The sequence below is a fragment of the Streptomyces graminofaciens genome, from assembly GCF_030294945.1.
Classification (GTDB): Bacteria; Actinomycetota; Actinomycetes; order Streptomycetales; family Streptomycetaceae; genus Streptomyces; species Streptomyces graminofaciens.
This window is the reverse complement of record NZ_AP018448.1, coordinates 9,029,893-9,056,158: the sequence shown is the minus strand read 5'-3', so window position 1 is coordinate 9,056,158 and position 26,266 is coordinate 9,029,893. Positions and strand designations below refer to the sequence as shown.

23 protein-coding genes are annotated in these 26,266 nt (G+C 71.1%); 15 read left to right on the top strand and 8 right to left on the bottom strand.

Annotation, left to right across the window (positions count from 1 at the left end; genetic code table 11):
* Positions 1–24: 24 nt before the first annotated feature.
* Positions 25–342: an acyl carrier protein gene (locus tag SGFS_RS39835; protein ID WP_286257114.1), complete on the top strand. Its 318-nt coding sequence runs from the start codon at positions 25–27 to the stop codon at positions 340–342.
* Entirely contained in the window at positions 339–1,577 is a 1,239-nt protein-coding gene (locus tag SGFS_RS39830; protein WP_286257112.1) for a beta-ketoacyl-[acyl-carrier-protein] synthase family protein, read from the top strand. Before SGFS_RS39835 ends, SGFS_RS39830 begins: the two co-directional genes overlap by 4 nt.
* A gap of 305 nt (positions 1,578–1,882) precedes the next feature.
* On the opposite strand, the gene SGFS_RS39825 is transcribed toward SGFS_RS39830, so the two are convergent.
* Positions 1,883–3,982, bottom strand: coding sequence for a restriction endonuclease (locus SGFS_RS39825; protein WP_286257110.1), 2,100 nt, complete (start codon positions 3,980–3,982; stop codon positions 1,883–1,885).
* Positions 3,983–4,224: 242 nt separating this feature from the next.
* Between SGFS_RS39825 and SGFS_RS39820 the strand changes: the two genes are divergently transcribed.
* The 4 genes from SGFS_RS39820 (at position 4,225) to SGFS_RS39805 (ending at position 7,663) form a co-directional block, all read left to right on the top strand.
* The gene (locus tag SGFS_RS39820; protein ID WP_286257109.1) at positions 4,225–5,205 is read left to right on the top strand and encodes an N-acetylmuramoyl-L-alanine amidase; all 981 of its coding nucleotides are present in this window, start codon (positions 4,225–4,227) and stop codon (positions 5,203–5,205) included.
* Between the two features lie 170 nt (positions 5,206–5,375).
* Positions 5,376–6,206 carry a hypothetical protein gene (locus SGFS_RS39815; protein ID WP_286257107.1) on the top strand — a complete coding sequence of 277 codons (831 nt, stop codon included), beginning with the start codon at positions 5,376–5,378 and terminating at the stop codon, positions 6,204–6,206.
* Positions 6,207–6,315: 109 nt separating this feature from the next.
* On the top strand, positions 6,316–7,326 hold the full coding sequence (locus SGFS_RS39810; RefSeq protein ID WP_286257106.1) for an LLM class F420-dependent oxidoreductase: 1,011 nt from the start codon (positions 6,316–6,318) through the stop codon (positions 7,324–7,326).
* A 43-nt stretch (positions 7,327–7,369) separates the two neighbouring features.
* Positions 7,370–7,663: a hypothetical protein gene (locus tag SGFS_RS39805; RefSeq protein WP_286257105.1), complete on the top strand. Its 294-nt coding sequence runs from the start codon at positions 7,370–7,372 to the stop codon at positions 7,661–7,663.
* Positions 7,664–7,856: 193 nt separating this feature from the next.
* Here SGFS_RS39805 and SGFS_RS39800 read toward each other — a convergent pair whose 3' ends face one another.
* Genes SGFS_RS39800 through SGFS_RS39790 form a run of 3 tightly spaced genes read right to left on the bottom strand, consistent with a single transcriptional unit; the run spans position 7,857 to position 11,142 of the window.
* On the bottom strand, positions 7,857–8,939 hold the full coding sequence (locus tag SGFS_RS39800) for a prenyltransferase/squalene oxidase repeat-containing protein (protein WP_286257104.1): 1,083 nt from the start codon (positions 8,937–8,939) through the stop codon (positions 7,857–7,859).
* The gene (locus tag SGFS_RS39795) at positions 8,936–9,697 is read right to left on the bottom strand and encodes a class I SAM-dependent methyltransferase (RefSeq protein WP_286257103.1); all 762 of its coding nucleotides are present in this window, start codon (positions 9,695–9,697) and stop codon (positions 8,936–8,938) included. The genes SGFS_RS39800 and SGFS_RS39795 overlap by 4 nt, the downstream gene beginning before the upstream one ends.
* Entirely contained in the window at positions 9,691–11,142 is a 1,452-nt protein-coding gene (locus tag SGFS_RS39790) for a glycosyltransferase family 4 protein (protein ID WP_286257102.1), read from the bottom strand. The genes SGFS_RS39795 and SGFS_RS39790 overlap by 7 nt, the downstream gene beginning before the upstream one ends.
* Positions 11,143–11,350: 208 nt before the next feature.
* Here SGFS_RS39790 and SGFS_RS39785 point away from each other — a divergent pair, with 208 nt between their 5' ends.
* The gene (locus SGFS_RS39785) at positions 11,351–12,019 is read left to right on the top strand and encodes a TetR family transcriptional regulator (protein WP_286257101.1); all 669 of its coding nucleotides are present in this window, start codon (positions 11,351–11,353) and stop codon (positions 12,017–12,019) included.
* Between the two features lie 254 nt (positions 12,020–12,273).
* On the opposite strand, the gene SGFS_RS39780 is transcribed toward SGFS_RS39785, so the two are convergent.
* Positions 12,274–12,513: a ferredoxin gene (locus SGFS_RS39780; RefSeq protein ID WP_286257100.1), complete on the bottom strand. Its 240-nt coding sequence runs from the start codon at positions 12,511–12,513 to the stop codon at positions 12,274–12,276.
* A gap of 2 nt (positions 12,514–12,515) precedes the next feature.
* Positions 12,516–13,994 carry an aldehyde dehydrogenase gene (locus tag SGFS_RS39775; protein WP_286257099.1) on the bottom strand — a complete coding sequence of 493 codons (1,479 nt, stop codon included), beginning with the start codon at positions 13,992–13,994 and terminating at the stop codon, positions 12,516–12,518.
* A gap of 322 nt (positions 13,995–14,316) precedes the next feature.
* Here SGFS_RS39775 and SGFS_RS39770 point away from each other — a divergent pair, with 322 nt between their 5' ends.
* From SGFS_RS39770 to SGFS_RS39760, 3 genes are all read left to right on the top strand, one after another.
* Positions 14,317–15,342, top strand: a complete 1,026-nt coding sequence (locus SGFS_RS39770; protein ID WP_286257098.1) for an MBL fold metallo-hydrolase — start codon at positions 14,317–14,319, stop codon at positions 15,340–15,342.
* A gap of 66 nt (positions 15,343–15,408) precedes the next feature.
* Positions 15,409–15,615 (top strand): hypothetical protein, encoded by a 207-nt coding sequence (locus SGFS_RS39765; protein ID WP_286257097.1) that lies wholly within the window; start codon positions 15,409–15,411, stop codon positions 15,613–15,615.
* 93 nt (positions 15,616–15,708) lie between these two features.
* Entirely contained in the window at positions 15,709–17,397 is a 1,689-nt protein-coding gene (locus tag SGFS_RS39760) for a serine/threonine-protein kinase (protein WP_286257096.1), read from the top strand.
* 99 nt (positions 17,398–17,496) lie between these two features.
* On the opposite strand, the gene SGFS_RS39755 is transcribed toward SGFS_RS39760, so the two are convergent.
* Entirely contained in the window at positions 17,497–18,240 is a 744-nt protein-coding gene (locus SGFS_RS39755) for a phosphotransferase (RefSeq protein ID WP_286257095.1), read from the bottom strand.
* Positions 18,241–18,656: 416 nt separating this feature from the next.
* Between SGFS_RS39755 and SGFS_RS39750 the strand changes: the two genes are divergently transcribed.
* The 3 genes from SGFS_RS39750 (at position 18,657) to SGFS_RS39740 (ending at position 21,873) form a co-directional block, all read left to right on the top strand.
* Positions 18,657–19,901 carry a prenyltransferase/squalene oxidase repeat-containing protein gene (locus tag SGFS_RS39750; protein ID WP_286257094.1) on the top strand — a complete coding sequence of 415 codons (1,245 nt, stop codon included), beginning with the start codon at positions 18,657–18,659 and terminating at the stop codon, positions 19,899–19,901.
* 443 nt (positions 19,902–20,344) lie between these two features.
* The gene (locus SGFS_RS39745; protein WP_286257093.1) at positions 20,345–20,755 is read left to right on the top strand and encodes an aggregation-promoting factor C-terminal-like domain-containing protein; all 411 of its coding nucleotides are present in this window, start codon (positions 20,345–20,347) and stop codon (positions 20,753–20,755) included.
* A gap of 407 nt (positions 20,756–21,162) precedes the next feature.
* Positions 21,163–21,873 carry a hypothetical protein gene (locus SGFS_RS39740; protein ID WP_286257092.1) on the top strand — a complete coding sequence of 237 codons (711 nt, stop codon included), beginning with the start codon at positions 21,163–21,165 and terminating at the stop codon, positions 21,871–21,873.
* A gap of 135 nt (positions 21,874–22,008) precedes the next feature.
* Here SGFS_RS39740 and SGFS_RS39735 read toward each other — a convergent pair whose 3' ends face one another.
* Positions 22,009–23,178, bottom strand: coding sequence for a steroid 3-ketoacyl-CoA thiolase (locus SGFS_RS39735; protein WP_286257091.1), 1,170 nt, complete (start codon positions 23,176–23,178; stop codon positions 22,009–22,011).
* 427 nt (positions 23,179–23,605) lie between these two features.
* Between SGFS_RS39735 and SGFS_RS39730 the strand changes: the two genes are divergently transcribed.
* Together SGFS_RS39730 and SGFS_RS39725 are read left to right on the top strand one after the other, a co-directional pair.
* Positions 23,606–24,826 (top strand): esterase/lipase family protein, encoded by a 1,221-nt coding sequence (locus SGFS_RS39730; protein ID WP_286257089.1) that lies wholly within the window; start codon positions 23,606–23,608, stop codon positions 24,824–24,826.
* 198 nt (positions 24,827–25,024) lie between these two features.
* Entirely contained in the window at positions 25,025–26,260 is a 1,236-nt protein-coding gene (locus SGFS_RS39725; RefSeq protein ID WP_286257087.1) for a cytochrome P450, read from the top strand.
* Positions 26,261–26,266: the final 6 nt, after the last annotated feature.

The window sequence follows — 26,266 nt, the reverse complement described above, 5'->3', positions numbered from 1 at the left end:
CCCACGCAAGGAACGAACGCACCCATGAACGACTCCGCCACTGCCGCTCTCGACATCACCGCCTCCACCGACATCACCGACTTCCCCGACAGCGACACCTACGACCTCGTCCGCGCCGCACTCACCTCCACCTTCCGCATCCCCGAGGACGAGCTGTCGCCGGACGTCACCCTGGAGCAGCTCGAACTCGACTCCCTCGCACTGGCCGAACTCATCCTGGTCCTCGAAGAGAGCCTCGGCGTGAAGGCCGACGGCGAGCTCGCGACCCGGACCACGACGCTCGCCGAGGTGTCCGCCCACCTCGACGAGCTGCGCGCGCCGACCGGGGCGGCGGGCCGATGACCCCGGCCCCGGCGAAGCCGCCGATCGCCGTCACCGGCCTGGGTCTGGTCACTCCGGGCGGCGCAGGGGCCGAGGCCACCTGGGAGGCGGTCCGCGCGGGACGCTCGCTCGCCGCCCGCCACCCGGCCCTGGACGGTCTGCCCGTGGACTTCTCCTGCCGGCTCCCGCTGCGGGAGGAGGACATCGACCACGCCGTCGGCCGCAAGTCCTGGCGCATGGGCCGGTTCGCCAGGCTCGCCGTCCTCGCCGCCCGTGAGGCGGTGCGCGACGCGGGCCTGGACCCCGCGACCTGGCCGGGGGCACGCGTGGCCACGGTGATCGGCTGCGGCATGGGCGGCACCGAGAAGTGGGAGGAGCAGAGCGCGCGGCTCGACCGGTACGGCCCCGACCGGGTCTCGCCCCTCTCCATCCCCATGATCATTCCGAATCTGGCCGCCGGCGAGGTCTCCATCGACCTGCGCGCCCGGGGCGTCGGCCTCGCACCCTCCACCGCCTGCGCCTCCGGAGCCACCGCGATCGCCCTGGCCCGCGATCTGCTCGCCGCCGACCTGTGCGACATCGCGCTGGCGGGCGGTGCCGAAGCCGCCATCAGCCGCATGAGTGTGACGGGCTTCTGGCGTATGGGCGCCCTGTCCGAGCGGACCGACGAGATCGGAGGGGCGTCCCGCCCGTTCGCCCCCGACCGCGACGGCTTCGTCATGGCCGAGGGCGCCGGCGTCCTGGTCCTGGAACGCGCCGCGGACGCCGCCGCCCGGGGCGCCCGCCCCCGCGCCCTGCTCGCCGGGTGCGGCAGCACCTCCGACGCCCACCACCCCACCGCTCCGCCGGAGGGCGCCGCCGGTGCGGAGGCGGCCCTGCGCACCGCCCTCGACGAGGCGGGCCTCGCCCCGTACGACGTGGACCACGTCAACGCGCACGGCACGTCCACCCCGCTCAACGACGCGACCGAGGCCGCGCTCATCGCCCGTGTCCTGCCGCACCGGCCCAGTGTCACCGCGGCCAAGGGGGTGCTCGGACATACCCTCGGCGCCGCCGGCGCCATCGAGGCGGCCCTCACCGTGCTGACCATCCAGCACCGGTGTGTGCCACCGATCGCGAACCTTCAGGCGCCCGCGCCCGAGTTCGACATCGACTGCGTCACGAAGCGGGCGCGTGAACAGGACGTACGCACCGCCGTCAGCCACGCTTTCGGGTTCGGCGGGCACAACGTGGTGCTGGCTTTTGTCGCGTCATGATCAGCCGGGTAGCGGTTGCTCCGCGGCTGCGGGTGCGTTGTGTGGTTGCTCGCGCACTTCCCCGCGCTCCTTATCAGCGGTCGAGTCGTCGCAGAGTCGAGCATGACCATGTCCTGGTCCTCAATGTCCAGGCCGCGGAACCCATTCGGGAAGGGCATGGCCCTGTACTCGTCCATCATCTGCGAGAGCGTGTCGAGCTTTTTCTGCATCACGCGGAGATTCTGCCGCTGCACCGGACGTCACGGCACGTCCAAGCGCGCTGACCCCAACCGGGTGAACCTATGTGGGCACAGCACTAGCGGGCCCTACGCCACGACGATGCCGTAGTCCTGGACCAGCTCCTCCAGGCCGCCCCCGTAGCCCTTGCCGCCGAGGACGAAGTCCCAGTCGCCGCCCGCGCGACGGCGGAACGAGCCGAGGACCAGGGCCGTCTCGCCCGCGCGGCCGTCGGAGACGTCGAGCCGGCCCTGTTCGGTCCGGGCGGCGTCCAGCAGGCGGATGCAGGCGTCGGTGAAGCCGGACAGGTCGGCCTCGGGGTTGACGGCCGGGTCGACCGCCGCCACCAGTACGAGCCGGTCGGCGCCCTCCGGGAGGGCGTCGAAGGCGACCCGGATCGCGGCCTTGTCCGGCGCGGCGGCGGGCAGGGCGCGGACCGTGCCGTCGGGGGTCTGCAGGTTGTTGAAGAAGACGAAGTGGTCGTCGCTGAGCACCCGGTTGCCGTGGCAGACGAGCGCGCAGACGTCCAGGGCGACCGGGCCGGACCAGGACATGCCCAGCACGCTGTGGTCGTCGGTGCCGCCCGTACGCCCCTCGTCGGGTTGCCGCTGAGCCGGAACCCCACGCGACCCGGTGGACCCACCGTCACCCAGCCGCCCCCTCAGCCCGTGCCGGTGCAGCAGGTCGACGAGTTCGGTGCCGGAGACGAGCTCCAGGGGCTTGCCGCTCGCGAAGGTGTGCGAGCCGGGGCCGAACTTGGACGTCGTCACCAGGACGCCCTTGTTGGCGCCGGCGTCCTGGACGGTGCCGTACAGGTCCCGTACGGCGGTCGGCGGGACGGTGTTGCGGTAGCGCTTGACCTGGACGACGATCTTGCCGCCCCGGATGGGGGTGGGATCGAGGGCGTCGACGTCGACCCCACCGTCGCCCGAGCGCTCGGTCGTCACCGCCTGCATGCCCATGGCCCGGAACAGTTCCGCGACCAGGGACTCGAAGGCGAGCGGGTCCATCTCCAGCAGGTCGGGCTCCTCGTCGCCGCCGTGGGTGACCACGCCGTTGCCCACCTCGTCCGGCCTGCGGCCCGGTCGTACGGCGGTCCGCTGGTCCGGGCGGGCGGAGAGCTGGCCCCGGAGGCCGTCCGTGAGGCAGTCGACGGCGTTCACCTGTTCCAGGTGCAGGTCGGAGAAGACCGGCCGCGTGGCCAGGACGGTGGCCAGGAAGATCTGGGTCCGGCGGCCGGTGGCCGGGTCGTGGTCGTCGACGAAGCCGTTCAGCACGACCGACTCCAGGGCGCCGAAGCCGTCGGCCGCGAAGAGGTCGTGCAGGACCAGCAGGACGCACTGGGCCAGCACGTCCCGGTACAGCGCGCGGCGCTGGGTGACCGGGCGGGCCGTCTCCTTCTCCTGGTCGGTGGAGGACACGTACTTCACCGCCTTCGCCTCGGGGACGACGTCGAAACGGGGCAGCTCCCAGTCGAGGACGAGCTGGCGGGCGGCCGCGTCGTAGGCCGCGGACACCTGGCGGGGGAAGCCCTCCGGCCAGGCGGCGGAGGCGTAGAGGGCGGCGGAGAAGTACTCGACGGCGGTCTCCGGGTCGGTGCCGCCCCGCAGGGCCGTCGTCATCTCGGTGATGCCCGCGTTGTGGCGGCGGATCTCCGCCAGCTGGGCGTCGGCCCATTCCCGGTACTGCCGCTGGTACTGGGCGAGTTGCCGCTGCCGCTGGGCCTCGGCGGCCTGGGCCGCGTGCCAGTCGTGCTCGAAGCGGGCGCGCGCCTCGGCCTGGGCCTGGGCCCGCCGGGCCGCGCTCCAGCCGCCGCCCTGCGGCTGGTAGTGGTTGGGGTCGGGCATGGGCACCGGCTGGGCGAGCACACCGGGGGCGAAGGGCTCCAGCCGCTCGGAGCGGGCCAGGGAGGCCGCCCGGAACGCCGGGGCCCGGCAGCCGGCGGCCAACAGCCCCTGCAGGACGGCGACCTGCGCGTCCAGCTCCTCCGTACGCCGCCGGGCGTCCGCCTCGCGCTGCTGCCGGTACGCCTGCTGCTGCTCACGCTGGTTGCGCGCCAGATCGCGCTGGTACGCGCGCTGCTGTCGCTCGTACTCCCGTTGCTGCCTGGCCCGCGCCTCCGACTGGCGCTGCTGCTGCCGCTGGGCCTCGGCCCAGATACCGACCAAACCGTTGGAGCGACGACTCATGTGTGACAGGCCCTCCCCCAGGGCCCCGCCACCGCCCGGCCGAGCCCTGCCCCCACAACCAGCAGTAAGGGAACGACTCTATCCCGCTACGACGGGTGCGCCCATCCGCTTGCCGCGGACATATCCGTCCTGTCCGGCGGCACCGCGCACGGCCGGGCCGATCCGCCTCGCGGCAGCGGGCTGTCACCCGGAGAGCGGGCGGCCTCCTGCGGCCCCGGTGCCCGCCCCGTAAGGTGGCGGACGTGTCGTACGTAGGCCCGGACTTCGATCCGCCCCAGCCCCGCCGTTCCCCCTTGCGCCGCCCGCTGACCGTGACGGTGGCCGCGCTCGTGGTGGGGGCGGTGGTCGGGCTGGGCGTCTGGCAGGCGGTGGGCGACTCCGGCGACGGATCCGGGACGAACAGCGCGGCGGGCAGGTCACCGCACCCGACCCCGACGACCGCGCCCTCGGCAACCCCGAGCCCCTCGGACGACGCCAAGGACGCGGACGAGACCAAGGCTGCGAGCCCTACCCCGTCGGGATCCTCCGCCTCCGGGCCCGCCGCCTCGGGCCCTCTCAAGGGCAAGGTCGTCGTGATCGACCCGGGCCACAACCCGGGGAACTTCCAGCACACCACCGAGATCAACCGCCAGGTGAACATCGGCACGGGCATGAAGGAGTGCGACACCACGGGGACGTCCACCAACAACGGCTACACGGAAGCCAAGTTCACGCTGGACGTGTCACGGCGCGTGCGGACGATCCTCGAACAGCAGGGCGCCACGGTGAAGTTCACCCAGGACGGCGCCCGGGCGTGGGGCCCGTGCATCGACGAGCGGGCCCGGATCGGCAACGAGGCGAAGGCGGACGCCGTCGTCTCCATCCACGCGGACGGCTCGGCGGCCGGCAACCGCGGCTTCCATGTGATCCTGCCGGGCTCGGTGCACAAGGGCGCGGCGGACACCAGGCCGATCGTCGCCTCCTCACGCGAACTCGGCGAGCGCATCGCGGGCAATTTTGTTCGCGCCACGGGCAGCGCGCCCTCCAACTATGTTGGCGAACGTACCGGTCTCGTCACACGTCAGGACCTGGGCGGTCTCAATCTGTCAACGGTTCCCAAGGTGTTCATCGAGTGCGGCAACATGCGCGATACCAATGACGCGGCACTGTTGACCAGTGGTGCCTGGAGGCAGAAGGCGGCGCAGGGAATCTCTGAGGGAATCGTGAGTTTCCTGCGGGGGTAGGGGACGGGTCGTGATCATCGCGGCAATCCCGGCGGACATCCAGGTCGGACGGGCGATAAGGTCGTCCTACGATAAGGGGCCACCCCCGCGCTTCCCACCACTGCCTGACGGCGCCACGGTGACAGCGATGCCTCCACACCGATGACGAGACGACTGACGAAGGACCTGAAGTGAATATCCGCTCCCTCACCAGAGGCGACGGCGTCGTGATCGGAGCAGCGGTATTGCTGTTCATCGCGTCGTTCCTCGAGATCTACTCCATCGACGGGGTTCCCGACAGCTTCGACATCCCGAACGGGTGGGAGAGCGGGCCGCTCCTGCTCAGCGTCTTCCTCGCGGGGATCTTCGGCGCCGTGTTCATTGTCATCGCCCGGGGTCTGCCCCAGCCTCCCAAGATCGCCGGCATCGACCTCGGCCACTTCGGCATCGCCTTCACGGTCTTCGCCGCGTGGAGCGCACTGGGCAACATCTTCGACCCGCTGGGCGGCACGGACAACGTCGGCAGCAGCGGCGGTGACGGTGGCACGGACGCCGGCACCGGCCTCATCCTCGCCCTGATCGCCACCCTGATCATGGCGGCCGCGGCCCTGGCCACCCCCCTCGTCCCCGCTCTCAAGGCCGCCCTCGTCGGCGCCCCGCGTCCGTCGGCCCCCGCGCCGTACGGTGCCCAGCCGCCCGGTGGTTACGGCTACCCGGGTGCCGCGCCCTACGGTGCGAGCCAGCCGCAGCCCGGTCAGCCGGGGGCGCCGTTCGGTGCTCCGGCTCCGTCGCAGCCGGCGCCGCCCGCGCAGCCGGGCGCGAGCGACTTCTCCCCGTTCTGGTTCGCGGTGCCGGTGGCCCGTCCGCTGTTCGCGGAGGACGGCACCCAGACGACGATCGCCGAACTGGCGCCGGGCACCTGGTACCTGGCGGTCGAGCAGCGCGGCGCCAACCTGGTGGCCCAGACGCAGGACGGCCGCCGTGGCGTCCTTCAGGACACCAGCGGTATCCAGCGCGGCTGATCCACAGCACAGCAGCGGCAACGGCCCCTCACCCTTCCGGGTGGGGGGCCGTTGCCGTACAGTCGCCTGGCTCACTGATAACTGACGGATCGTCAGGAGGTGCAGGCGTATGCGGCTCGGTCTCGCGCTCGGCTACTGGGGACGCGGTCCCTCACCCGATCACGTCCCGCTGGCGCAGGAGGCGGAGCGGCTCGGGTACGACTCCGTGTGGACGGCGGAGTCCTGGGGCTCGGACGCCTTCACTCCGCTCACCTGGATCGCGGCGCGGACGTCGAGGATCAAACTGGGCACGGCGGTGGCCCAGATGGCCGCCCGGTCACCGACCACCACGGCGATGCACGCACTCACCCTCGACCATCTCTCGGGCGGGCGCATGTTCCTCGGCCTCGGACTGTCGGGTCCGCAGGTGGTGGAGGGCTGGTACGGCCGCCCGTTCCCGAAGTCGCCGCTGACGGCGAGCAGGGAGTACGTGGATGTCGTACGCCAAGTGCTTAGGCGCGAGGCGCCGGTTGAGCTGGACGGGCGCTTTCATCCGGTGCCGTACGGCGGGCCGGACGGCACCGGCGTCGGCAAGGCGCTCAAGTCCATCACCCACCCACTCCGCCCCGATCTGCCCGTGCTGCTCGGTGCCGAGGGGCCGAAGAACATCGCGCAGACGGTCCGGATCGCGGACGGCTGGCTGCCGTTGTACTGGTCGCCGATGCGGGCGGATGTGTACGAGGCCTCGCTGGCGGACGCTCCCGAGGGCTTCCTCGTCGCACCCATGGCCCGGGCCAAGGTCTGTGACGACGTCGCCGAGGGGCTGTTGCCGGTGAAGGCGATGCTCGGCTTCTACATCGGGGGGATGGGTCACGCCAAGCGGAACTTCCATGCCGATCTCATGGCTCGCATGGGGTACGAGGAGGAGGCCCGGCGGATCCAGGCGCTCTTCCTCGACGGGCGGCGCGAGGAGGCGGTGCTCGCCGTGCCGGATGCCTTCGCGGACGAGATCTCGCTGGTCGGTCCCCGGGAACGGATCGCGGAACGGCTGGAGTTGTGGCGGAAGGGACCAGTGACGGACCTGCTGTTGCTGGCGCCCGACCGGCACACGCTGCGGGTACTGGCGGAGCTCAACTCGTAGGCGGTGGAGGTTTCGTCGGGGGCGTTCGGGCAACCCGTGGGGCATGTCCACTCAAACTGGCCATGGGGCCAATCAGGCGGGCCGGGTCATCGCGGTCGTCGCCGACGTCATGGCGTTGATCCTCGGCCTGTGGATCCTGATGTACCTGCTGGACGCGAACGGCTCGAACGACTTCGTGCAGTTCATCCATGACGCGGCCCGCTGGCTGGCGGGCTGGTCACACGACCTGTTCACCTTCGACGAGGCGTGGGCGCGGGTGGTCGCCGGGTACGGGCTGGCCGCCGTCGTGTACCTGTTCGTGGGGCACGCCATCGCCAACCGGATGCACCGGCATTGAGCGCCGCGGGGGTGTGCGGTGGAGTTTTTTCGCCCCCGCCGCCCCTACCCGTCCCATCCCCGGGCTGGGGGCTCCGCCCCCAGTGCCCCCGGGGCCGGTTTGTTGGCTGCGGGTCGGTGGGGGCTGGTCGGGCAGTTCCCCGCGCCCCTGAGAGCCGAACCCGCACCCGCCCAACGCACCCCGCCCAACCGAGCTATCCGGCGCAGCACTCCGCGTCGTCCACGTCCAGCCCCCTCGGCAACCGCTCCCCGCCGAACACCGCGCAGGTCGCCTCGTCACCGCCCAGGGCGGCTACCGCCAGCAGCAGCGAACCCGCCGTCCAGGAAGTGAGTTCCTCGGGCCAGATCGCCTGGTCCTCGTAGACGTAGCCCGTCCAGTAGAGGCCGGAGTCGGGGTCGCGGAGGTGCTGGATGGACTGGAGGATGTCGAGGGCGCGGTCGGACTCGCCCATCGCCCAGAGCGCCAGGGCCAGTTCGGCGGACTCGCCGCCCGTCACCCACGGGTTGGGGACGACGCAGCGGACGCCGAAGCCGGGGACGACGAAGCGCTCCCAGCCCTCCTCTATGCGGGACTTGGCCTCGGTGCCGGTCAGGGCGCCGCCCAGGACCGGGTAGTACCAGTCCATCGAGTAGCGGTCCTTGTCCAGGAAACGCTCCGGGTGGCGGCGTATCGCGTGGCGCAGGGCGCCCACCGCCAGTTCCCAGTCCGGCTGCGGCTCCTCGCGCTGTTCGGCGATGGCGAGAGCGCAGCGCAGGGCCTGGTGGATCGACGAGCTGCCGGTCAGGAGGGCGTCGGGCACCGGGGTGCCGTCGTTCTCCTGCTTCCAGCCGATCTGGCCGCCGGGCTGCTGGAGCCGCAGGACGAACTCCACCGCCGCGTACACCGTCGGCCACATGCGGTCCAGGAACGTGTCGTCGCCGGTGGCCAGGTAGTGGTGCCAGACGCCCACGGCTATGTACGCGACGAAGTTGGTCTCGCGGCCGCGGTCGGTGACGTCGTCGAAGGCGCCGTCGGCGTACGCGGCGTACCAGGAGCCGTCCTCGTTCTGGTGGCGGGCCAGCCAGACGTAAGCCCGCTCGGCGGCCTCGTGCTCGCCCGCCGCGTCCAGGGCCATGGCGGCCTCGGTGTGGTCCCAGGGGTCCAGGTGGTGGCCCCGGAACCACGGGATCGCGCCGTCCTCCCGCTGTACGGCGAGCAAGCCCCGCACGGTCGCGGTGGCCTGCTCGGCGGTGAGGACCCCGGGCAGGACGAGGTGTTCTGTCCGGGGAGTCGTCACTTGGCGGCCGCCTCGGCCGTCGTGGACTCCTCGGCCAGCCTCGGCAGATGCGGCTTCGTCGCGTACGCCACGAAGCTCTTGCCGATCAGCGGGTTCAGCGCCTGCTCGGCGACCCGGGTGGCCAGGGGCTTCTTCATGATGTCCCAGACCAGCAGCTTGTGGTACGCCTGCACCGGCAGCGCCTTGTCGTTGTCGACGCCGAACGCGCACTTCAGCCACCAGTAGGGGCTGTGGAGCGCGTGGGCGTGGTGCGTGCCGTACGGCTTGAGGCCGGCCTCGCGGATCTTCGCCAGCAACTCGTCCGCCTTGTAGATGCGGATGTGGCCGCCCTCGACCTCGTGGTACGCGTCCGACAGCGCCCAGCAGACCTTCTCGGGGCCGTAGCGCGGGACGGTGATGGCTATGCGGCCGCCGGGCTTGAGGACCCGGACCATCTCGGCGAGTACGCCCTTGTCGTCGGGGATGTGCTCCATGACCTCGGAGATGATCACGACGTCGAAGGACTCGTCGGGGAAGGGGAGCGCGAGGGCGTCGCCCTCCATCGCCGTGGCGGTCGCGCCCTCGGGGGCCTCACCGGCCTCCTTCATCGCCGCGAACCACTTGGCGACCTCGCGGATCTCCTCGGCGTTCTGGTCCAGGGCCACGACCTGGGCGCCGCGCCGGTAGCACTCGAAGGCGTGCCGGCCCGCGCCACAGCCGAGATCCAGGACACGGTCCCCCGGGGCGAGCGGGAACCGGGAGAAGTCGACGGTCAGCACGTGGCCCTGCTTTCGCGATTGGCTTCCATTACTTCTTCGCCGGCTGTGACAGCTTCGGGGGCTGTGACAGCTTCGGGAACTGTGACCGGTCGGTCCGTCCGCGCGGGTACGGCTGCGGCACGTCCCCCGGCGCGGGCGATCGCCTCCCGGTAGTGGGCCACCGTGCCCTCGGCCGCCTTCGCCCAGGTGAACCGCTGGAGCACCCGCTCCCGCCCGGCCCGGCCGAGCCGCACCCGCAGCCCGGGGTCGCCCAGCAGCCGGCTCAGCGCGTCGGACAGGGCGCCCGCGTCCCCGGGCGGCACCGCGAGGCAGGTCTCCCCGTCGGGCCCGGCGACCTCCGGGATGGCCCCGCCGGTGGTGGCGACCAGCGGCGTACCGGTGGCCATGGCCTCGGCGGCGGGCAGCGAGAACCCCTCGTAGAGCGAGGGCACGCAGGCGACCTCGGCGGAGCGGACCAGGTCGACGAGTTCGGCGTCGGAGATGCCCTTGACGAACTCGACGGCGCCTTCCAGGCCGTACCGCTCTATGGCCTGGGCCACGGGCCCGTCCTCGGCGCGCTTGCCGACGACGACGAGGTGGGCGGCCGGGTGCTCGGCGCGCACCTTCGCCAGCGCCTCGACGAGGAACACCAGGCCCTTGAGCGGGACGTCCGCGCTGGAGGTGGTGACGATCCGGCCGGGCACCTGGGGGACGGACGGGTCGGGGGCGAAGAGGTCGGTGTCGGCGCCGATGTGGACGACGTGGATACGGTCGTCGCGTACGCCGAGGTGGTCGACGATCTCCTGGCGGGAGGTGCCGGAGACGGTGAGCACGGACGGCAGGCGGCGCGCGACCCGCTTCTGCATCCGGGTGAAGGCGTACCAGCGGCGTACGGACAGCCGGCGCCGCCGGCTGTCGGCCGCGTCCAGCTCCAGCTGCCGGTCGACGGTGATGGGGTGGTGGATGGTGGTGACGAGGGGCGCGCCCACGTCGCCCAGCAGGCCGTAGCCGAGGGTCTGGTTGTCGTGGACGACGTCGAACTCGCCGCGCCGGGCGAGGAGGTGGCGGCGGGCGCGCAGGGAGAACGTCAGGGGCTCGGGGAAGCCGCCGGTCCACATCGTCGCCACTTCGAGCGCGTCGACCCAGTCGCGGTACTCGTCGCGCTTGGGGGTGCGGAAGGGGTCGGGCTGGCGGTAGAGGTCGAGACTGGACAGCTCGGTCAGGGAGAGGCCGCCCGCGTCCTCGGAGCTTTCGTCGACCACGTCGAGCACGGGATAGGGCTGGGAGCCGATGACCTCTACCCGGTGGCCGAGGCGGGCCAGCTCGCGGGAGAGGTGCCGTACGTAGACGCCTTGGCCCCCGCAGAACGGGTTCCCTTTATAGGTGAGGAGCGCGATCTTGAGCGGTCGGCCGCCGTCCGCGGCACAGGCCTGCTGGGGCCCGGCCTCACTGGCCTCAGCGGTCACTCCTGGCCCCCTTCTCACTGCACTTTCCCGTGAGATTACGACGAGACGGTAATCTAGAACAAGTTTCAGAGTTGATCGTTCAAGAGGCTTTGAATCTACCGGCACGTAGGACGGGTGTGAGAAGTGGATCAGGTGATTCACGCCACGGCACACGCCCTGGCATGCTGTCTCATCGCACGCCCTCACCGCCCGTCACGGAACGAGAACCATGCCTGCGGAAGCCAAGGTGGAAGCCAGTAGCGTCAGCAACGCACGACAGGACCCGCGGCCGGATTCCCCGCCCCTCACCGAGCGGCAGGAGGCCCGGCGGCGCCGGATCCTGCACGCGAGTGCGCAGCTGGCGAGCCGGGGCGGTTTCGACGCCGTACAGATGCGTGAGGTGGCCGAGTCCTCGCAGGTCGCGCTCGGCACGCTCTACCGCTACTTCCCGTCCAAGATCCATCTGCTGGTCGCGACGATGCAGGACCAGCTGGAACACATGCACGGCACGCTGCGGAAGAAGCCGCCGACCGGTGAGACGGCGGCGGAGCGGGTGGCGGAGACGCTGATGCGGGCCTTCCGGGCCCTGCAGCGCGAGCCGCATCTCGCCGACGCCATGGTCCGCGCGCTCACCTTCGCCGACCGCAGCGTCTCGCCCGAGGTGGACCAGGTCTCCCGGCAGACCACCGCGATCGTCCTCGACGCGATGGGGCTGGAGAACCCGACCCCCGAGCAGCTCTCGGCGGTCCGCGTCATCGAGCACACCTGGCACTCGGCCCTGATCACCTGGCTGTCCGGGCGGGCGTCCATCGCCCAGGTGAAGATCGACATCGAGACGGTGTGTCGCCTGATCGACCTGACGGCGCCCGATCAGCGGAAGCCCGATCAGCGGAAGTAGGACACACGAAAGAACCTACGAGACGGGTTCCCTGCGCCGATATTACCCGGATCAGGTGCTGGGGGTCGCCGTCGGGCCCTGTCCTGAAACCCTTCGGCCTCTCAGCCCGACCGTCGACGTCGGCACCGGCGGAAGTCGAGCTTCACGCCTATGTCGGCTACTCCGGTCGAACTCCCTCACTCGCCTCGTAGGCCACTTCCAGAGTAGAACAGATTGGGCAGAATGCACCTATTTGGGTGAAGATTTTTTGTCCCTCACTCCTCCGGCGGGAACACCGCCTCCCCACTGCCCACCAGCGTGATCACGATCGCCTCCACGGGGCAGCTCTCCGCCGCCGCGAGAACCTTCTCGTTGGCGTCCGTGTCGGGGTCGGCCGGATGGGACTGGCGTGCGGTGTCGAGGCCGAAGGCGGCCGGGGCGTGGTGGACGCACTGGGCCGAGCCGATACAGACGGACCGGTCGACCTCCACGTGCCAGCGGTCGCCCGCCCCCATGCCTACACCTCCCCCGCCGCCGCGGGCGGCTCGTACCCGGCGGGCAGATGGATCATCTTGTGCTCCAGGTACTCCCCGTACCCTTCAGGTCCGAATTCCCGCCCCAGTCCTGAGTTCTTGTAGCCGCCGAACGGGCCGAGCATGTCGAGACTGAAGGTGTTGACGGAGTAGGTGCCGGTGCGGACCTGGCGGGCCACCTCGACGCCGCGCTCGTCGTCGGCGGTCCAGACGCTGCCGCTGAGGCCGTACTCGGAGTCGTTGGCGATCCTTATCGCGTCCTTCTCGTCGCCGTACGGCAGGAGGCAGATCACCGGGCCGAAGATCTCCTCGCGGGCGATGCGCATGGAGTTGTCGACGTCGCCGAAGAGGGTGGGCTCGACGTACCAGCCGTGGTCCAGGCCCGCCGGGCGGCCGCCGCCGGTGAGGATCTTGGCGCCCTCCTCCTGGCCGATGCGGATGTAGTCGAGGCTGCGGCGGCGCTGACGTTCGGCGACGAGCGGACCGAGTTCGGTCGCCGGGTCGAGCGGATCGCCGACCTTGAGCGCGCTCGCGGCGGCGGCGAAGGCCTCGGCGAACTCGTCGTAGCGGGTGCGCGGGACGAGGATGCGGGTCTGGGCGACACATGCCTGGCCGTTGATCATCCAGGCGAAGGGGGCGATGCCGTTGACGGCGGTCTGCGCGTCGGCGTCGGGGAGGATCACGGCCGCCGACTTGCCGCCCAGTTCCAGGGTGACGCGGGTGAGGTTGCGGGCGCAGACCTCCATGACGCGCTTGCCGGCGGCGACCGAGCCGGTGAAGGAGACCTTGTCGACGCCGGGGTGTCCGACGAGGTACTCGCTCACCTCGCGGTCGGCGGGCAGGACGGAGAGCACACCCTCGGGCAGGCCCGCCTCGGCGGCGATCTCGGCCAGGAGGTAGGCGTCAAGGGGTGTCTCGGGCGAGACCTTCAGGATCGTCGGGCAGCCGGCGAGCAGCGCGGGGGCGAGTTTGGCGGCGGCGGTGAACTGCGGCACGTTCCACGGGACGACGGCCGCGACGACGCCGACGGGTTCGCGGCGCACGAGGATCTGCCCGAGTACGCCGGCCCGCCGCTCCTCGTACGTGAAGGCGCGGGCGGTGGTGATCGCCGCGTCCCAGACCATGAGCGAGGCGAGTGCCTGGACCATCACGGAGGAGGTGTATGGGGTGCCGTTCTCGGCGCTGATGATCCGGGCGAACTCATCGTGGCGTACGGCGAAGGTGTCCTTGATGCGGGTGACGACCTCGATGCGCTCGTCGAGGGTCAGGCGTGGCCAGGGGCCCTCGTCGAAGGCTTTGCGGGCGGCGGCGACAGCGCGGTCGACGTCGGCGCGGGAGGCGTGCGGAACGCGGCCGATGACCTCCTCGGTGTGCGGCGAGACGACCTCGATGACGTCCGTGCCCAAGGGGTCGGTCAACGCCCCACCGATGAACAGCTGTCCGTGTTCCACGAGCTCGGTCATGGTCGACTGCCTCCCCGGGGGCCGTTCCTGACGCTCCATCAGATTGTGCGCTACGGGAACTGATACCAGGTCTGGTGGGAGGAGTCCACGGGGTGAGTGGGTGGGGTTGGGAGGTTTGGCCCGGCTTTCCAGGGGCGCGGGGAACTGCGCGAGCAACCACATCCGAACCCGCGCCCGCGCCCGCGCCCGGCGCCCGGCGCCCGCCAACGCACCCCGACCACGCCTAGCTCGTAGCCAACCGGAGAAGCGCTACACCCGTTCCGCTGGAACCAGTTCTAGTTATAGTGGGCCGGGATGGCCGGACACGGCGATTGGGGAGCCCATGGCGCAGGCGAGGGATCACGGCGGGGGCGTACGGTCCATCGAGGTCCCCATCCCGGACAACCCGCTCGGCCACACACTCGTGTACGTCGTCGACACCGATCGCGGCCCGGTACTGATCGACACCGGCTGGGACGACCCCCGCTCCTGGACCACCCTCACCGACGGCCTCACCGCGTGCGGCACCTCCGTCTCCGAGATCCACGGCATCGTCATCACCCACCACCACCCCGACCACCACGGCCTCTCGGGCGCCGTACGCGAGGCCTCCGGCGCGTGGATCGCGATGCACGCCGCCGACATCTCGGTGGTCCGCCGCACCCGCTCGACCCGCCCCGAGACCTGGCTCGGCTACATGGCGGCGAAGCTGACCGCCGCCGGGGCCCCGGAAGAGCACGTGGCCCCCCTGCGCACCTCCGGCCCCCGCAGACTCCCCGGATTCTCCCCCGCCCTCCCCGACCGCGAGATCGTCCCCGGTGAACTCCTCGACCTCCCCGGCCGCCGCCTCCGCGCGATCTGGACGCCGGGCCACACGCCCGGCCACGTCTGCCTCCACCTGGAGGAGGCGCACCCCTCCCAACTCCCGGGCCACGGACGTCTGTTCTCCGGCGACCACCTCCTGCCCGAGATCAGCCCGCACATCGGCCTGTACGAGGACCCGGACGACGTCACCACCGCCGACCCCCTCGGCGACTTCCTCGACTCCCTCGAACGCGTCGCCCGCCTCGGCCCCGCCGAGGTCCTCCCGGCCCACCAGTACGCGTTCACCGACGCCCCGTCCCGCGTACGGGAGCTGCTCGACCACCACGAGCACCGCCTGACCGGCCTCCAGTCCCTCCTCACCACCCCGCTCACCCCCTGGCAACTGGCCGAGCGCATGGAGTGGAACCGCCCCTGGCCCGACATCCCGTACTCCTCCCGCAACATCGCCGTCGCGGAGGCCGAGGCACATCTGCGCCGCCTGGTGAAGGAGGGCCGCGCGGAGTCCGTGCCGGGGAGCGATCCGGTGACGTACGTGGCGGTGTGAGCGAAGCCGACCGCGCCACCGGGGTGCAGAAGGAACTGACTGGTCGCGCCGACCCGCCCGTGGTGGGTGGCGGACGGTCCCGGCGAGGACCCCTACGCCACGGACCCCGCCGCCCTGCACGCCTCCCTGCACGCCTCCCGCCGGGCGATCCTCGGCCTGGGCCCGGCCCTCGTCGTCCCGGGACGCGGCGCCGCGTTCGCGCCCACGGGCTCCTCTCCGCGCCGACCCCTGTCGGCCCTCGGCTCCCATCAGCGGTCACAGGACACCCTTTAGGCTGCTGCCGTTGATCAGTTCATCGGACCACCGGCAGTAAGTGGCCGAGGAACCGCGGGACTTGGGGATCAGGGAAGCAGGGGGACCGGACCGTTGGACAACGCGACTGAGGTGTTCCAGCCGCTACAGGTGGACGATCCGCCGGTGGTGGCCGGTTACCGCCTCGCCGCCCGGCTCGGCGCGGGTGGCATGGGCCGGGTCTATCTGTCGCACACGCAGGGCGGCCGGCCGGTGGCGATCAAGGTGATCCGTCCGGAGCTGGCCGACGATCCGGCGTTCCGGCGGCGGTTCCGCCGGGAGATCGGGGCGGCGCAGCGGGTCCGGGGCGCGTACACCGCCGAACTCATCGACGCCGACGCGGACGGCGTACCGCCCTGGCTGGCCACCCTGTACGTGCCAGGCCCCTCCCTGGCGGAGGCCGTCGCCCGGCGCGGACCGCTGCCGGTGCCGGCGATGCTGTGGCTGATGGCGGGGGCGGCCGAGGCGCTGCAGGCCATCCATGGCGCGGGGATCGTGCACCGGGATCTGAAGCCGTCGAACGTGCTGTTGGCCGCCGACGGGCCCCGGGTGATCGACTTCGGTATCTCGCTGGCCTCCGACGTCACCTCGCCCACCGCCTCGGGCTCCGCCGTCGGCACCCCCCAGTTCATGGCTCCCGAGCAGGCGGTCGCGGGTGAGGTGACGTCGGCGACCGATGTCTTCGCGCTCGGGCAGACGGCGGCGTTCGCGGCACTGGGCGAACCGCTGTACGGGGACGGGCCCTCGGCCACCGTGCTGTACCGGATCGTGCACGAGCAGCCCGACCTGTCCCTGCTGCCCGCGCAGCTCCGTCCGCTGATCGCCCGGTGCCTGGCCGCCGAACCGGAGGAGCGGGCCACGTTGGCGGAGGTCGTCGAGTGGTGCCGACAGCGGCTGGGCCGGGACGCCGACGCGGGCGGTGGACCGGCCGTCTGGCGGGAGGTCACAGGGCCGGAGGTGACGGTTCCGGCGCCGGTCCCCGACCCCACCCCGGTCCACACGATGCCGTTGCTCGCGCCACCCCGGCCGACGGTGCCGACAGGGTCGGTGGAGACGGCAGAGACGGCAGGGCCGAGCGAGCGGCGGGCCCGTCGCCGTCGGACCGCGCTGATCACCACCGTCGCCGTGACCGCGGGCGCGCTGCTGTTGACGGGCCTGGCGTGGACCTTGGCGGAGGGCCTGAACCGGCTCCGCGACGGGGACACGGCCGCGTCCTCGACTTCCGGTGCGACAGGGTCCGGACGGTCGTCCACGTCCTCGCCGGAGTCGTCGGGGTCGTCGTCGCGATCCTCGTCGGGGTCCACGGGCGACTCGGGGGCGGCCAAAGGCGCTGGTGACAAGGCATCCGAGACGTCTAGCCCCTCCCCGACCGCGCCCAAGCAGCCGCGAGCTATCGGGGTCGCCCCCCTGAATCTCACCGAGAAGAACTCGCTGAGCATCAAGGACCTGGAAACGCGCGAGGACCGCAAGGGGGACATCCGCTTCACCTGCGAGGGAGACGGCTGCGCGCTGGAGAGCGACACCAGCGTGATCACCATGCTGTTCGACGAGCCGGGCGCCACCCTCGATACGTGCCGTGTCGCCCTCACCGGCGCCAAGAGTCACAACTTCTCGCTGGCCGTGGCGGCGGCCGGCAGCGAGTTCTGCTTCAAGCACCCCTCCGGGGACATCGCGCTGTTCGTGATCCAGGTGAAGTCGACCGCGCTGCCCAACAGCGGGCTGAGCTTCGTGCTCGGGGACCTGACGGTCTGGCGGGCGGCCTGAGGGCGCCCGAGCCGCCCTGAGCCGCCCTGAGCCGCCCTGAGCCGCCCTGAGCCGCCCTGAGCCGCCCTGAGCCGCCCCGCGGCAGCTTGTCCCGGCGGCTCAGGTCACGAAGGGAGTGGCGGCCTCACGGATCAACTCCTCGGCCCGGCCCAGCAGTTGGATCTCGTACGCGGTCATCGTCGGATCGGCGGCCCTGCGCGCCCTCGCCTCCCTGAGGCCCTCCTCCGTCAGGGCGGAGCCGGCCGTCCGGTGGGTCAGGAGGGAGGTGAGCGTGGCGTGGGCGAGCCCGGCGCGGGGGTCGTCGTCGGCCACGGCGACCTGGGCGAGGATCACCGCCGACATGCCCCAGTCCAGGCCCGGCGGACCCTCCTCGGCGTTGGCCCAGTCGATGACCCTGGGGCCGTCCGGGGTGAGCAGCACGTTCTCGGGGTGCAGGTCGAGGTGGAGGACGCGGACGCCGGGGGTGGCGGTGCGGCGGGGCGGAAGCGCGTGCAACTCGCGCAGGAGACGGGCGAGTAGGGCGCCCGCCTCGGCCGGACCCAGGAGGCCCGCGCCGAACGCCTCCAACATCGTCGGGCCCGACAGCCGTTCCAGCACCAGGTCGGTCCGGGTCGCCTCGCGCACCCGCGGAACGGGGTAACCGTGGCCTCGTACGTACTCCATGACCTCGGCCTCGGCGACCGCGTCCCCCCAACCGCCCCTGTAGCGCCGCAGCACCCAAGTCCCGTTGTCGGCACCGGCATTGGTATCGGGATTGGCATCGGCATTGCCATGGGCATCGGTATCGCCGAGCTCGTACACATCGGCCGTACGGCCCGCCCCGAGCAGTCTCCCCATCCGCATGGTCCGAAGCTAACCCGGCCTCCACGTGCCGCCCAGGCGGCTCGCTACGGGTCAGTAGAGTGGCCGGGTCGTCATCACATCCGTACAGGGGGAAGCCGGTGCGAATCCGGCGCTGACCGGCAACCGCGAGCCGGTGTCCCAGCGGGGGCCGGCGAGTCGGATCGCCGTGTACGGGATCGTGACCGGCTCGCGTCACCGGCGGCCCGTCGGTGCACGGCACCGTCGAGGAACACGGGGCCGAGCCGCCCGGCTGTGCCGTGCCGCCCGGTTCCCGCAGGGGGAGGCATCAGCCGATGAGGCATGAGTCGATGCGGCATGAGTCGATGCGGCATGAGTCGATGCGGCATGAGTCGAGCATCAAAGTCTTGGGTACGGAGGTCCGCCGCGGCACTGCGGTCCGGGGCCCCGCACGAACCGTGACCGCCACCGCCGCCCTGACCGTTCTGCTCGGCCTCGGTTCCGTGCCGGTCGCCCTCGCCGACGGCTCCCCCGCTCCCTCCGCCTCGCCGTCCCAGGCGATACCCACCGGGCTGTACGGCTCCGACGACCCCGCCGAGGACGGCGTCCGGAGGCAGTCCCTCACTCTCCTCGCGCTGAGCACGGCCGGCGAGAAGCCCCCGGCCGAGGCCGTGCGCTGGCTCGTCGACCAGCAGTGCGACAACGGGGCCTGGGCGGCGTACCGCGCCGACCCCTACGCCAAGTGTGACGCGACGACCCCGGTCGACCCCGGCAGTACGGCGGTCGCGGTGCAGGCGCTCGCCTGGCTCGGCAGGCACGACACCGAGATCGAGCGGGCCGTCGACTGGCTGAAGGACGTACAGCACGAGGACGGCGGCTGGGGCGACGACGCGGGCGGGGCGAGCGACGCCGGCTCGACGTCCGCCGTGATCGGCGCCCTGGCGGCCGTGGGCGCCGACCCCGCCGACCAGAAGCGGCACGGCAACTCCCCTTACGACCTCCTGGGCACACTCTCCGTCCCCTGTCAGGAGAAGGGCGCCGGCGCCTTCGCCCAGCGGCCCGACAAGAAGGGCGGGCTCGTGCCGGACGCCGAGGCCACGGCCGCCGGCGTGCTCGGCAGCCTGGGGAAGGGATACGTGGTGGGCGCGTGGATGGCCGGCGACAAGGCCGATGGGTGTAGGAGTGACTCCGGCGGGCGCGAGGCCGTCGCCCACAACGGCGTACGCCGTCTCACCGAGGCCACGGCCGAGAACGGCTGTCTGACCTCCGCGCTCTCCGGGTCCGGAGGTCGGCCCGACCACGGCGCCACCGCCGACGCGGTCGTCGCGCTCGCCGCCGCCGGGGCGACGGACGCCACGTCGAAGCCGCTGGCCTGGCTGAAGAAGAACCACGGGAGTTGGGCGGCCGAGGCGGGCCCCGCCGCGTACGCCCGGCTCATCCTCGCCGCCCACGCGACCTGGACCGATCCGCACGACTTCGGGGGCACCGACCTGGTCGAGCAGCTGGCCGCCACCGGTCCGGCGACCGATGTCGACTACTTCCCCACGCCTGACGGAAACACGTCCGCCGGGGAGGAAGGGCAGGCGGAGGACGACAGCGGGTTCGGCTGGTCCGGCAAGTGGCTGCTGGCCAGGCTCGGTGTGTTCGCCGCCATCTCGCTCTTCGTGTTCTTCGTGTGGGACAGGAAACGGGATCGCTCGTGATCCGTCGGCGTGCCCGCGGTCGCTCGTGATCCGTCGGCGTGCCCGGCGGCGACCGCGGAGACGCCGGTCACATGCGCACCCTCCGCCGTATCGACACCCCGCGAGGGACCACACACCCTCCGTTGGCTGATCCGTGAACCACCCCACAGGACCCAGGTCACATACGAAGCGGGATCGTAGATCGAACCGCGTGGCATGCCCACACCATCATGGCCTCTGACCTGCGCATTGAGAGCCCCGTCACACGGAGGACCTTCAAACCACATACGACCACAACTAGCAAAAGGGGTGTTTGCGGGCAGACCGTCCGGGCTGCTTCTGTAGACGAGTCGCACGGCGCCGACGTGCCCACCCGGGCCTCGGCGCCTACGTACGCCCCCACCACTCATCACGTGGTGAAGGCATACCCGCGACGGCCATGTCCCCGAAGAAAAGGTGTTCCGTTGAACCGCTCGCTCCTCCGCCGCATCGCCTCCCCGAAGAAGGTCCTCACCGGTGCCGCCGTGGCCGCCACCGCCGCCGGTGCGCTGCTCGCCGCCGCGCCCGCCCAGGCCGCGTCGGAGGCCTCGCAGGCCCAGGCGATCGCGAAGAAGATGATCGGCGACTCGGCCCAGTACACGTGCTTCTCCAACATCGTCGACCACGAGAGCGACTGGAACATCAACGCGACGAACGCGTCCTCCGGCGCCTACGGCCTGGTCCAGGCGCTCCCCGGCTCGAAGATGGCCTCCGCCGGTTCCGACTGGAAGACCAACGCCGCCACCCAGATCAAGTGGGGCGTGGACTACATGAAGGACCGCTACGGCAGCCCCTGTGGCGCGTGGAACTTCTGGCAGGCCAACAACTGGTACTGAGCGACCACCGGCGCGTAACGCCGAACGGCAGCTGAAGGCGGCGGCCCCCGATCCCCGGGGCCGCCGCCTTCGCCGTTTCCCCGCCTTTCGGAACCCGGCCCTCCGGCCCCTCGCCCTCCGCCCCCTCGCCCTCCGCCCCTCGCCCGCCGCACCGGGCCTTCCGCACCGCGCCTTTCCCCCTGCGGTTTCCGCCCTGCGTCTTCCGACCCTCGCTCTCCGCCCTGCGGCTTCCGGCCTCCGCCGTCCAGGCACCGCCGTCCAGGCACCGCCGTCCGGAGCCCTGCCCTCCAGGACGCTGCCCGAAGAGACAATTTCGCCCCTCCTCGCGCACCCGTAGCTTCGTCGCGACACCAAGGACCGCCCGCGCATCACCCGCGGGGCAACCCCCGTCACGAGGAGAGAACACCGTGCGTAAGCGCCTCACCGCATCCGCAGTCGCCGCAGTCGCCTCCATAGCCCTGCTCGGCGCCTCCGGCCAGGCGTTCGCCGGCAGCCAGGCAGACACCAAGCCCGCTGCCCCCTCCAAGCTGACCGTGGCCGCGTACAAGGCCTGGCTGAAGAAGACGCCCGGCGCCGCCGCCACGCTCAAGGCGTTCAGCAGGCTGCCCGCGGCCAAGCAGACGGCGTTCGTCGGCTATTTGCAGAACCCGAAGGTCTACAAGGCGTTCACCGTCTCGCACGACGGTGACATCCCGAAGAGCGGCAAGAAGACGGTCCGCTACAACAAGGACGTCACCTTCACCAGCAGCACGACCTCCACCGCCCGCACGGTGAAGAAGGTCACCACCGTCAGCCTGTCCACCACGGCGACCGAGCGCGTCTTCGACATCCCGGTCACCACCGTGTCGACCCAGCTGGCCTACCAGACCAACAGGGACGTGATGACCGGCAAGGGGACGAAGGTCGGCCACAAGGGCACCAACTTCAACGCCGCCTTCGCCATCACCCCCTCCGCGAGCAGCGCCGAGCCCGAGGCGAACATGCTCGACGGCAGGACCACCTGGACCGCGACTCCCAAGTTCAAGACCGTCGGCACCAAGCCCGTCAAGAAGCTCCAGGTCATCACCGGCCTGGGCGCCCACAGCTGGAACGCCCAGCTCATCAACATCGGCGGCTGACACCGGGAGGGGGCGGACACCGCGCACGGGTCCGTCCCCTCACCACCGAAGCCAACAGCGACTACAGCGACTACAGCGACTACAGCGACTACAGCGACTACACAGTCTTGGGGCCGCCGGCCCGCAGAGCCACACTCAAAGCCGCTGAATGATCGTCCCCGTGGCCAACCCGCCCCCCGCGCACATCGTCACCAGCGCGAACTCCTTGTCCGCCCGCTCCAGTTCATGCAGCGCGGTCGTGATCAGCCGTGCCCCGGTCGCCCCCACCGGATGCCCCAGCGCGATCGCGCCCCCGTTGACGTTCACCTTCGCCAGGTCCTGTTCGAAGACCCGCGCCCAGCTCAACACCACGGACGCGAAGGCCTCGTTGATCTCGACGAGGTCGATGTCCTTCAGGGACATGCCCGCCTTGCCCAGCACCGCCTTCGTCGCGTCGATCGGCCCGTCGAGGTGGAAGTGCGGGTCGGCGCCCACCAGGGCCTGGGCCACGATCCGCGCCCGGGGGCGCAGTTTCAGCGCCCGCGCCATCCGCTTCGACGCCCACATGATCGCCGCCGCGCCGTCGCTGATCTGGGACGAGTTGCCCGCGGTGTGCACGGCAGTGGGCATGATCGGTTTCAGCCGGGCCAGCGCCTCCGCCGACGTGTCGCGCAGCCCCTCGTCCCGGTCCACCAGGCGCCACATGCCCTGTCCGGCCCTCTGCTCGTCCTCCGTCGTCGGCACCTGGACCGCGAACGTCTCCCGTTTGAACCGCTCCTCGGCCCAGGCCACTGCGGCCCGTTCCTGCGAGAGGACGCCGAGCGAGTCGACGTCCTCCCTGGACAGTCCACGACGGCGTGCGATCCGCTCCGCCGCCTCGAACTGGTTCGGCAGATCCACGTTCCACTCGTCCGGGAACGGCTTCCCGGGCCCGTGCTTCGACCCCGACCCCAGCGGCACCCGCGACATCGCCTCGACCCCGCAGCTGATGCCCACGTCGATCACGCCCGCCGCGACCATGTTCGCCACCATGTGCGAGGCCTGCTGCGAGGACCCGCACTGGCAGTCCACCGTCGTCGCGGCCGTCTCGTACGGCAGGCCCATGGTCAGCCAGGCCGTGCGCGCGGGGTTCATGGACTGTTCGCCGGCGTGGGTGACCGTGCCGCCGACGATCTGTTCGACGCAGTCGGCGGGGATGCCGGTGCGGCCGAGGAGTTCTCGGTACGTCTCGCCCAGGAGATAGGCGGGATGGAGGTTGGCGAGCGCGCCGCCGCGCTTGCCGATGGGGGTGCGTACGGCTTCGACGATCACGGGTTCCGCGGCCATGGGGAATCGGTCCTCTCAACGGTTACCCGCGCGGCGCGGGGCGTCCCGGCCCGGCCCGCCACGCAGAACTAGTACGCGTTCTAGTTCTATGTGACAGCGTGCCGACGTGACCCACGTCACCGCAAGGGTCGTGCACGGCGCACACACGATCCGGCGGTCGATTCCCCTGGGCCCGGGACGCGCCACGCGCGCCATCCGCGCCGGGCCGACCTGGCGTTCGTCGCCCTCCAGTGGGCCGAACGGGTGGCGCGCCGAACATATTCGCCACTCACCCCCAATGCCTTCGTACGGATGAAGAGCCGGGCATCCCATGGCCGACCCGCGACAGCCTTGCTGACGATGAGTCCGTCCTCGCGCCGATCACAGTCCTTCAGTCCGCTTCCGGAGCGGGCTGCTGTGCCATGCGCGCGGACGGAAGGAGACGGCCTTGTCCGAGCAACAGTACGAACAGGCGGAAAAGAGCGTCGGGGAGTTCACACTCGCCACCCCCGTGGGTGCCGAGCCGCCGGTCCCCCTGCCTTATCCGGTCCCGGAACCGGACGAGGAGTGGGAACTGCCGAACGGTTTCGCACACGTCTTCTACGGTGACGACAACCGGGGGATCACCCGGCCGGTGATCATGTGCGACGGCTTCAACCTCGGCAGGAGCGACCTGAAGTCGCTGTACGCCGGTCTCGACCGCGACTACCCCCTCCTGAGCCAACTCCGCCGCCGGGGCCGCGACGTCATCCTGCTCGGTTTAGACGAGCGCTCCGCCTCGATCCTGGACAACGCCGAAGCCGTGGTCGCCGCCGTCATGCGGACCGCCGCCGAGCAACAGGGCGACGCACCGCTGACCGTGGGCGGCTTCAGCATGGGCGGTCTGGTCACCCGCTACGCCCTCGCCAAGATGGAGCGTCGGCGGATGGACCACCGCACCCGCCTGTACTTCTCCTACGACAGCCCGCACCGCGGCGCTGTCGTACCCATCGGCCTCCAGGCGTTCTCGCACTTCATCCCGGTCCCGAACCCCTTCGCCCGGCAGATGAACAGTCCGGCCGCCCGGCAGATGCTCTGGCGCCACTACGACCCGGCGACCGGGGAGTCCGGAATCGCGCCCGAGCGCACGCGGTTCCTGGAGGAGCTGGAGAGCGTCGGCGGCTGGCCGCGCATCCCCCGCCTTCTGGCGCTCGCCAACGGCCGCGGCGACGGCACGGGCCTCACGCTCCCGCCCGGCGCGACCGCGCTGAAGGTCGAGCGGATCTACCCGGGCACGACCTTCTACACCCAGGCCCAGGGCAAGGACGTCATCGTCGCCGAGCTGAAGCGGAGGTTCCCCCCGGCAGAGAAGACGATCACGACGAATGACTTCCCCGAACTGGACGGCGCCCCCGGCGGCACCCTCCGCTCGTACGGCATCCTCGCCGACATGCTGAAGAAGTTCGGCGCCGACGTCGATCTACGGCACGCGGAAGTCTGCTTCGTGCCCTCGGTGAGCGCGGTCGCGATCCGCGACATCGACCAGCAGAAGGACCTCTACGCCGACATCGGCGGCCTGGATCCGGAGCAGAGCGAGGTCGACGAGTTCGTCTGTTCCTCGGCCACGACGGCGCACACCGCCATCACCCAGGAGCTCGGCGAGTGGCTGCTGGACCGGCTGCCCGACTGATCCCGCACCGACCCGCACCGACCCGCACCGACCCGCACCGGCCGGGCTGTCCGCTTCGGACGGCCCGGCCCTCGCGCATGATCACGCGATTCGGACCGCCGTAGCCCTTGCGACTTGCAGAACCCCTCACTACCGTCGCGGCAATTCCATAACTGATGGACCGTCAGAATGAGCTGACGGGAGCGACGGGAGCCGACCATGCCCTGTCCAGCGCTGCCCGACGGGTTCGACTTCACCGACCCCGACCTGCTGCACCACCGCGTCCCCTTCCCGGAGTTCGCCGAGCTGCGCCGGGTGGAACCGGTCCGCTGGATCGCCCAGCCGGCCAACCTCGCCGGGTTCCAGGACGAGGGCTACTGGGCCGTGACCAGGCACGCAGACGTCAAGTACGTCTCCACCCATCCGGAGATCTTCTCGTCCACCCTCAACACGGCGATCATCCGCTTCAACGAACACATCGAGCGCGACGCGATCGACGCCCAGCGGCTGATCATCCTCAACATGGATCCGCCGGAACACACCCGGGTCCGCCAGATCGTCCAGCGCGGCTTCACTCCGAGGGCCATCCGCGCGCTGGAGGACACCCTGCGCACCCGCGCCCACTCCATCGCCCGGGAGGCCCTCGCCCACCCCGGACCCTTCGACTTCGTCACCAAGGTCGCCTGCGAACTGCCGCTCCAGGCGATAGCCGAGCTGATCGGCATCCCGCAGGAGGACCGTTCCAAGATCTTCGAGTGGTCGAACCGGATGATCGCGTACGACGACCCGGAGTACGCCATCACCGAGGAGGTCGGCCAGGAGTCGGCCATCGAGCTCATCGCCTACGCCATGAACATGGCCGCCGACCGCAAACAGTGCCCGGCCAAGGACATCGTGACCACGCTGGTGGCCGCCGAGGACGAGGGCAACCTGGGCTCCGACGAGTTCGGCTTCTTCGTGCTCGCGCTGTCCGTCGCGGGCAACGAGACCACCCGCAACGCCATCAGCCACGGCATGCACGCGTTCCTCACCCACCCCGAGCAGTGGGACCTCTTCAAGCGGGAGCGCCCGGCGACGGCCGCCGAGGAGATCGTGCGCTGGGCGACCCCCGTCGTCTCCTTCCAGCGCACGGCCACCCGGGACACCGAACTCGGCGGCAAGCAGATCAAGAAGGGCGACCGGGTCGGCATCTTCTACTCCTCCGCCAACCACGACCCCGAGGTCTTCGACACCCCGGAGGCCTTCGACATCACCCGGGACCCCAACCCCCACCTCGGCTTCGGCGGCGGAGGCCCGCACTTCTGCCTCGGCAAGTCCCTGGCCGTCATGGAGATCGACCTGATCTTCAACGCGGTCGCCGACGCCATGCCGAACCTGACGCTGGTGAGCGACCCACGCCGGCTGCGTTCCGCCTGGATCAACGGGGTCAAGGAACTCCAGGTGATCAACGGCTGACCCAGC

Bases quoted from the DNA above. Each gene is read 5' to 3' on its own strand.
- SGFS_RS39825 (WP_286257110.1), bottom strand. From the start codon at position 3,982: ATGAGTCGTCGCTCCAACGGTTTGGTCGGTATCTGGGCCGAGGCCCAG.
- SGFS_RS39780 (WP_286257100.1), bottom strand. From the start codon at position 12,513: ATGGGGGCGGGCGACCGCTGGCACGTGGAGGTCGACCGGTCCGTCTGT.
- SGFS_RS39805 (WP_286257105.1), top strand. From the start codon at position 7,370: ATGTCCACTCAAACTGGCCATGGGGCCAATCAGGCGGGCCGGGTCATC.
- SGFS_RS39835 (WP_286257114.1), top strand. From the start codon at position 25: ATGAACGACTCCGCCACTGCCGCTCTCGACATCACCGCCTCCACCGAC.
- SGFS_RS39755 (WP_286257095.1), bottom strand. From the start codon at position 18,240: ATGCGGATGGGGAGACTGCTCGGGGCGGGCCGTACGGCCGATGTGTAC.
- SGFS_RS39810 (WP_286257106.1), top strand. From the start codon at position 6,316: ATGCGGCTCGGTCTCGCGCTCGGCTACTGGGGACGCGGTCCCTCACCC.
- SGFS_RS39830 (WP_286257112.1), top strand. From the start codon at position 339: ATGACCCCGGCCCCGGCGAAGCCGCCGATCGCCGTCACCGGCCTGGGT.
- SGFS_RS39775 (WP_286257099.1), bottom strand. From the start codon at position 13,994: ATGACCGAGCTCGTGGAACACGGACAGCTGTTCATCGGTGGGGCGTTG.
- SGFS_RS39770 (WP_286257098.1), top strand. From the start codon at position 14,317: ATGGCGCAGGCGAGGGATCACGGCGGGGGCGTACGGTCCATCGAGGTC.
- SGFS_RS39735 (WP_286257091.1), bottom strand. From the start codon at position 23,178: ATGGCCGCGGAACCCGTGATCGTCGAAGCCGTACGCACCCCCATCGGC.
- SGFS_RS39785 (WP_286257101.1), top strand. From the start codon at position 11,351: ATGCCTGCGGAAGCCAAGGTGGAAGCCAGTAGCGTCAGCAACGCACGA.
- SGFS_RS39725 (WP_286257087.1), top strand. From the start codon at position 25,025: ATGCCCTGTCCAGCGCTGCCCGACGGGTTCGACTTCACCGACCCCGAC.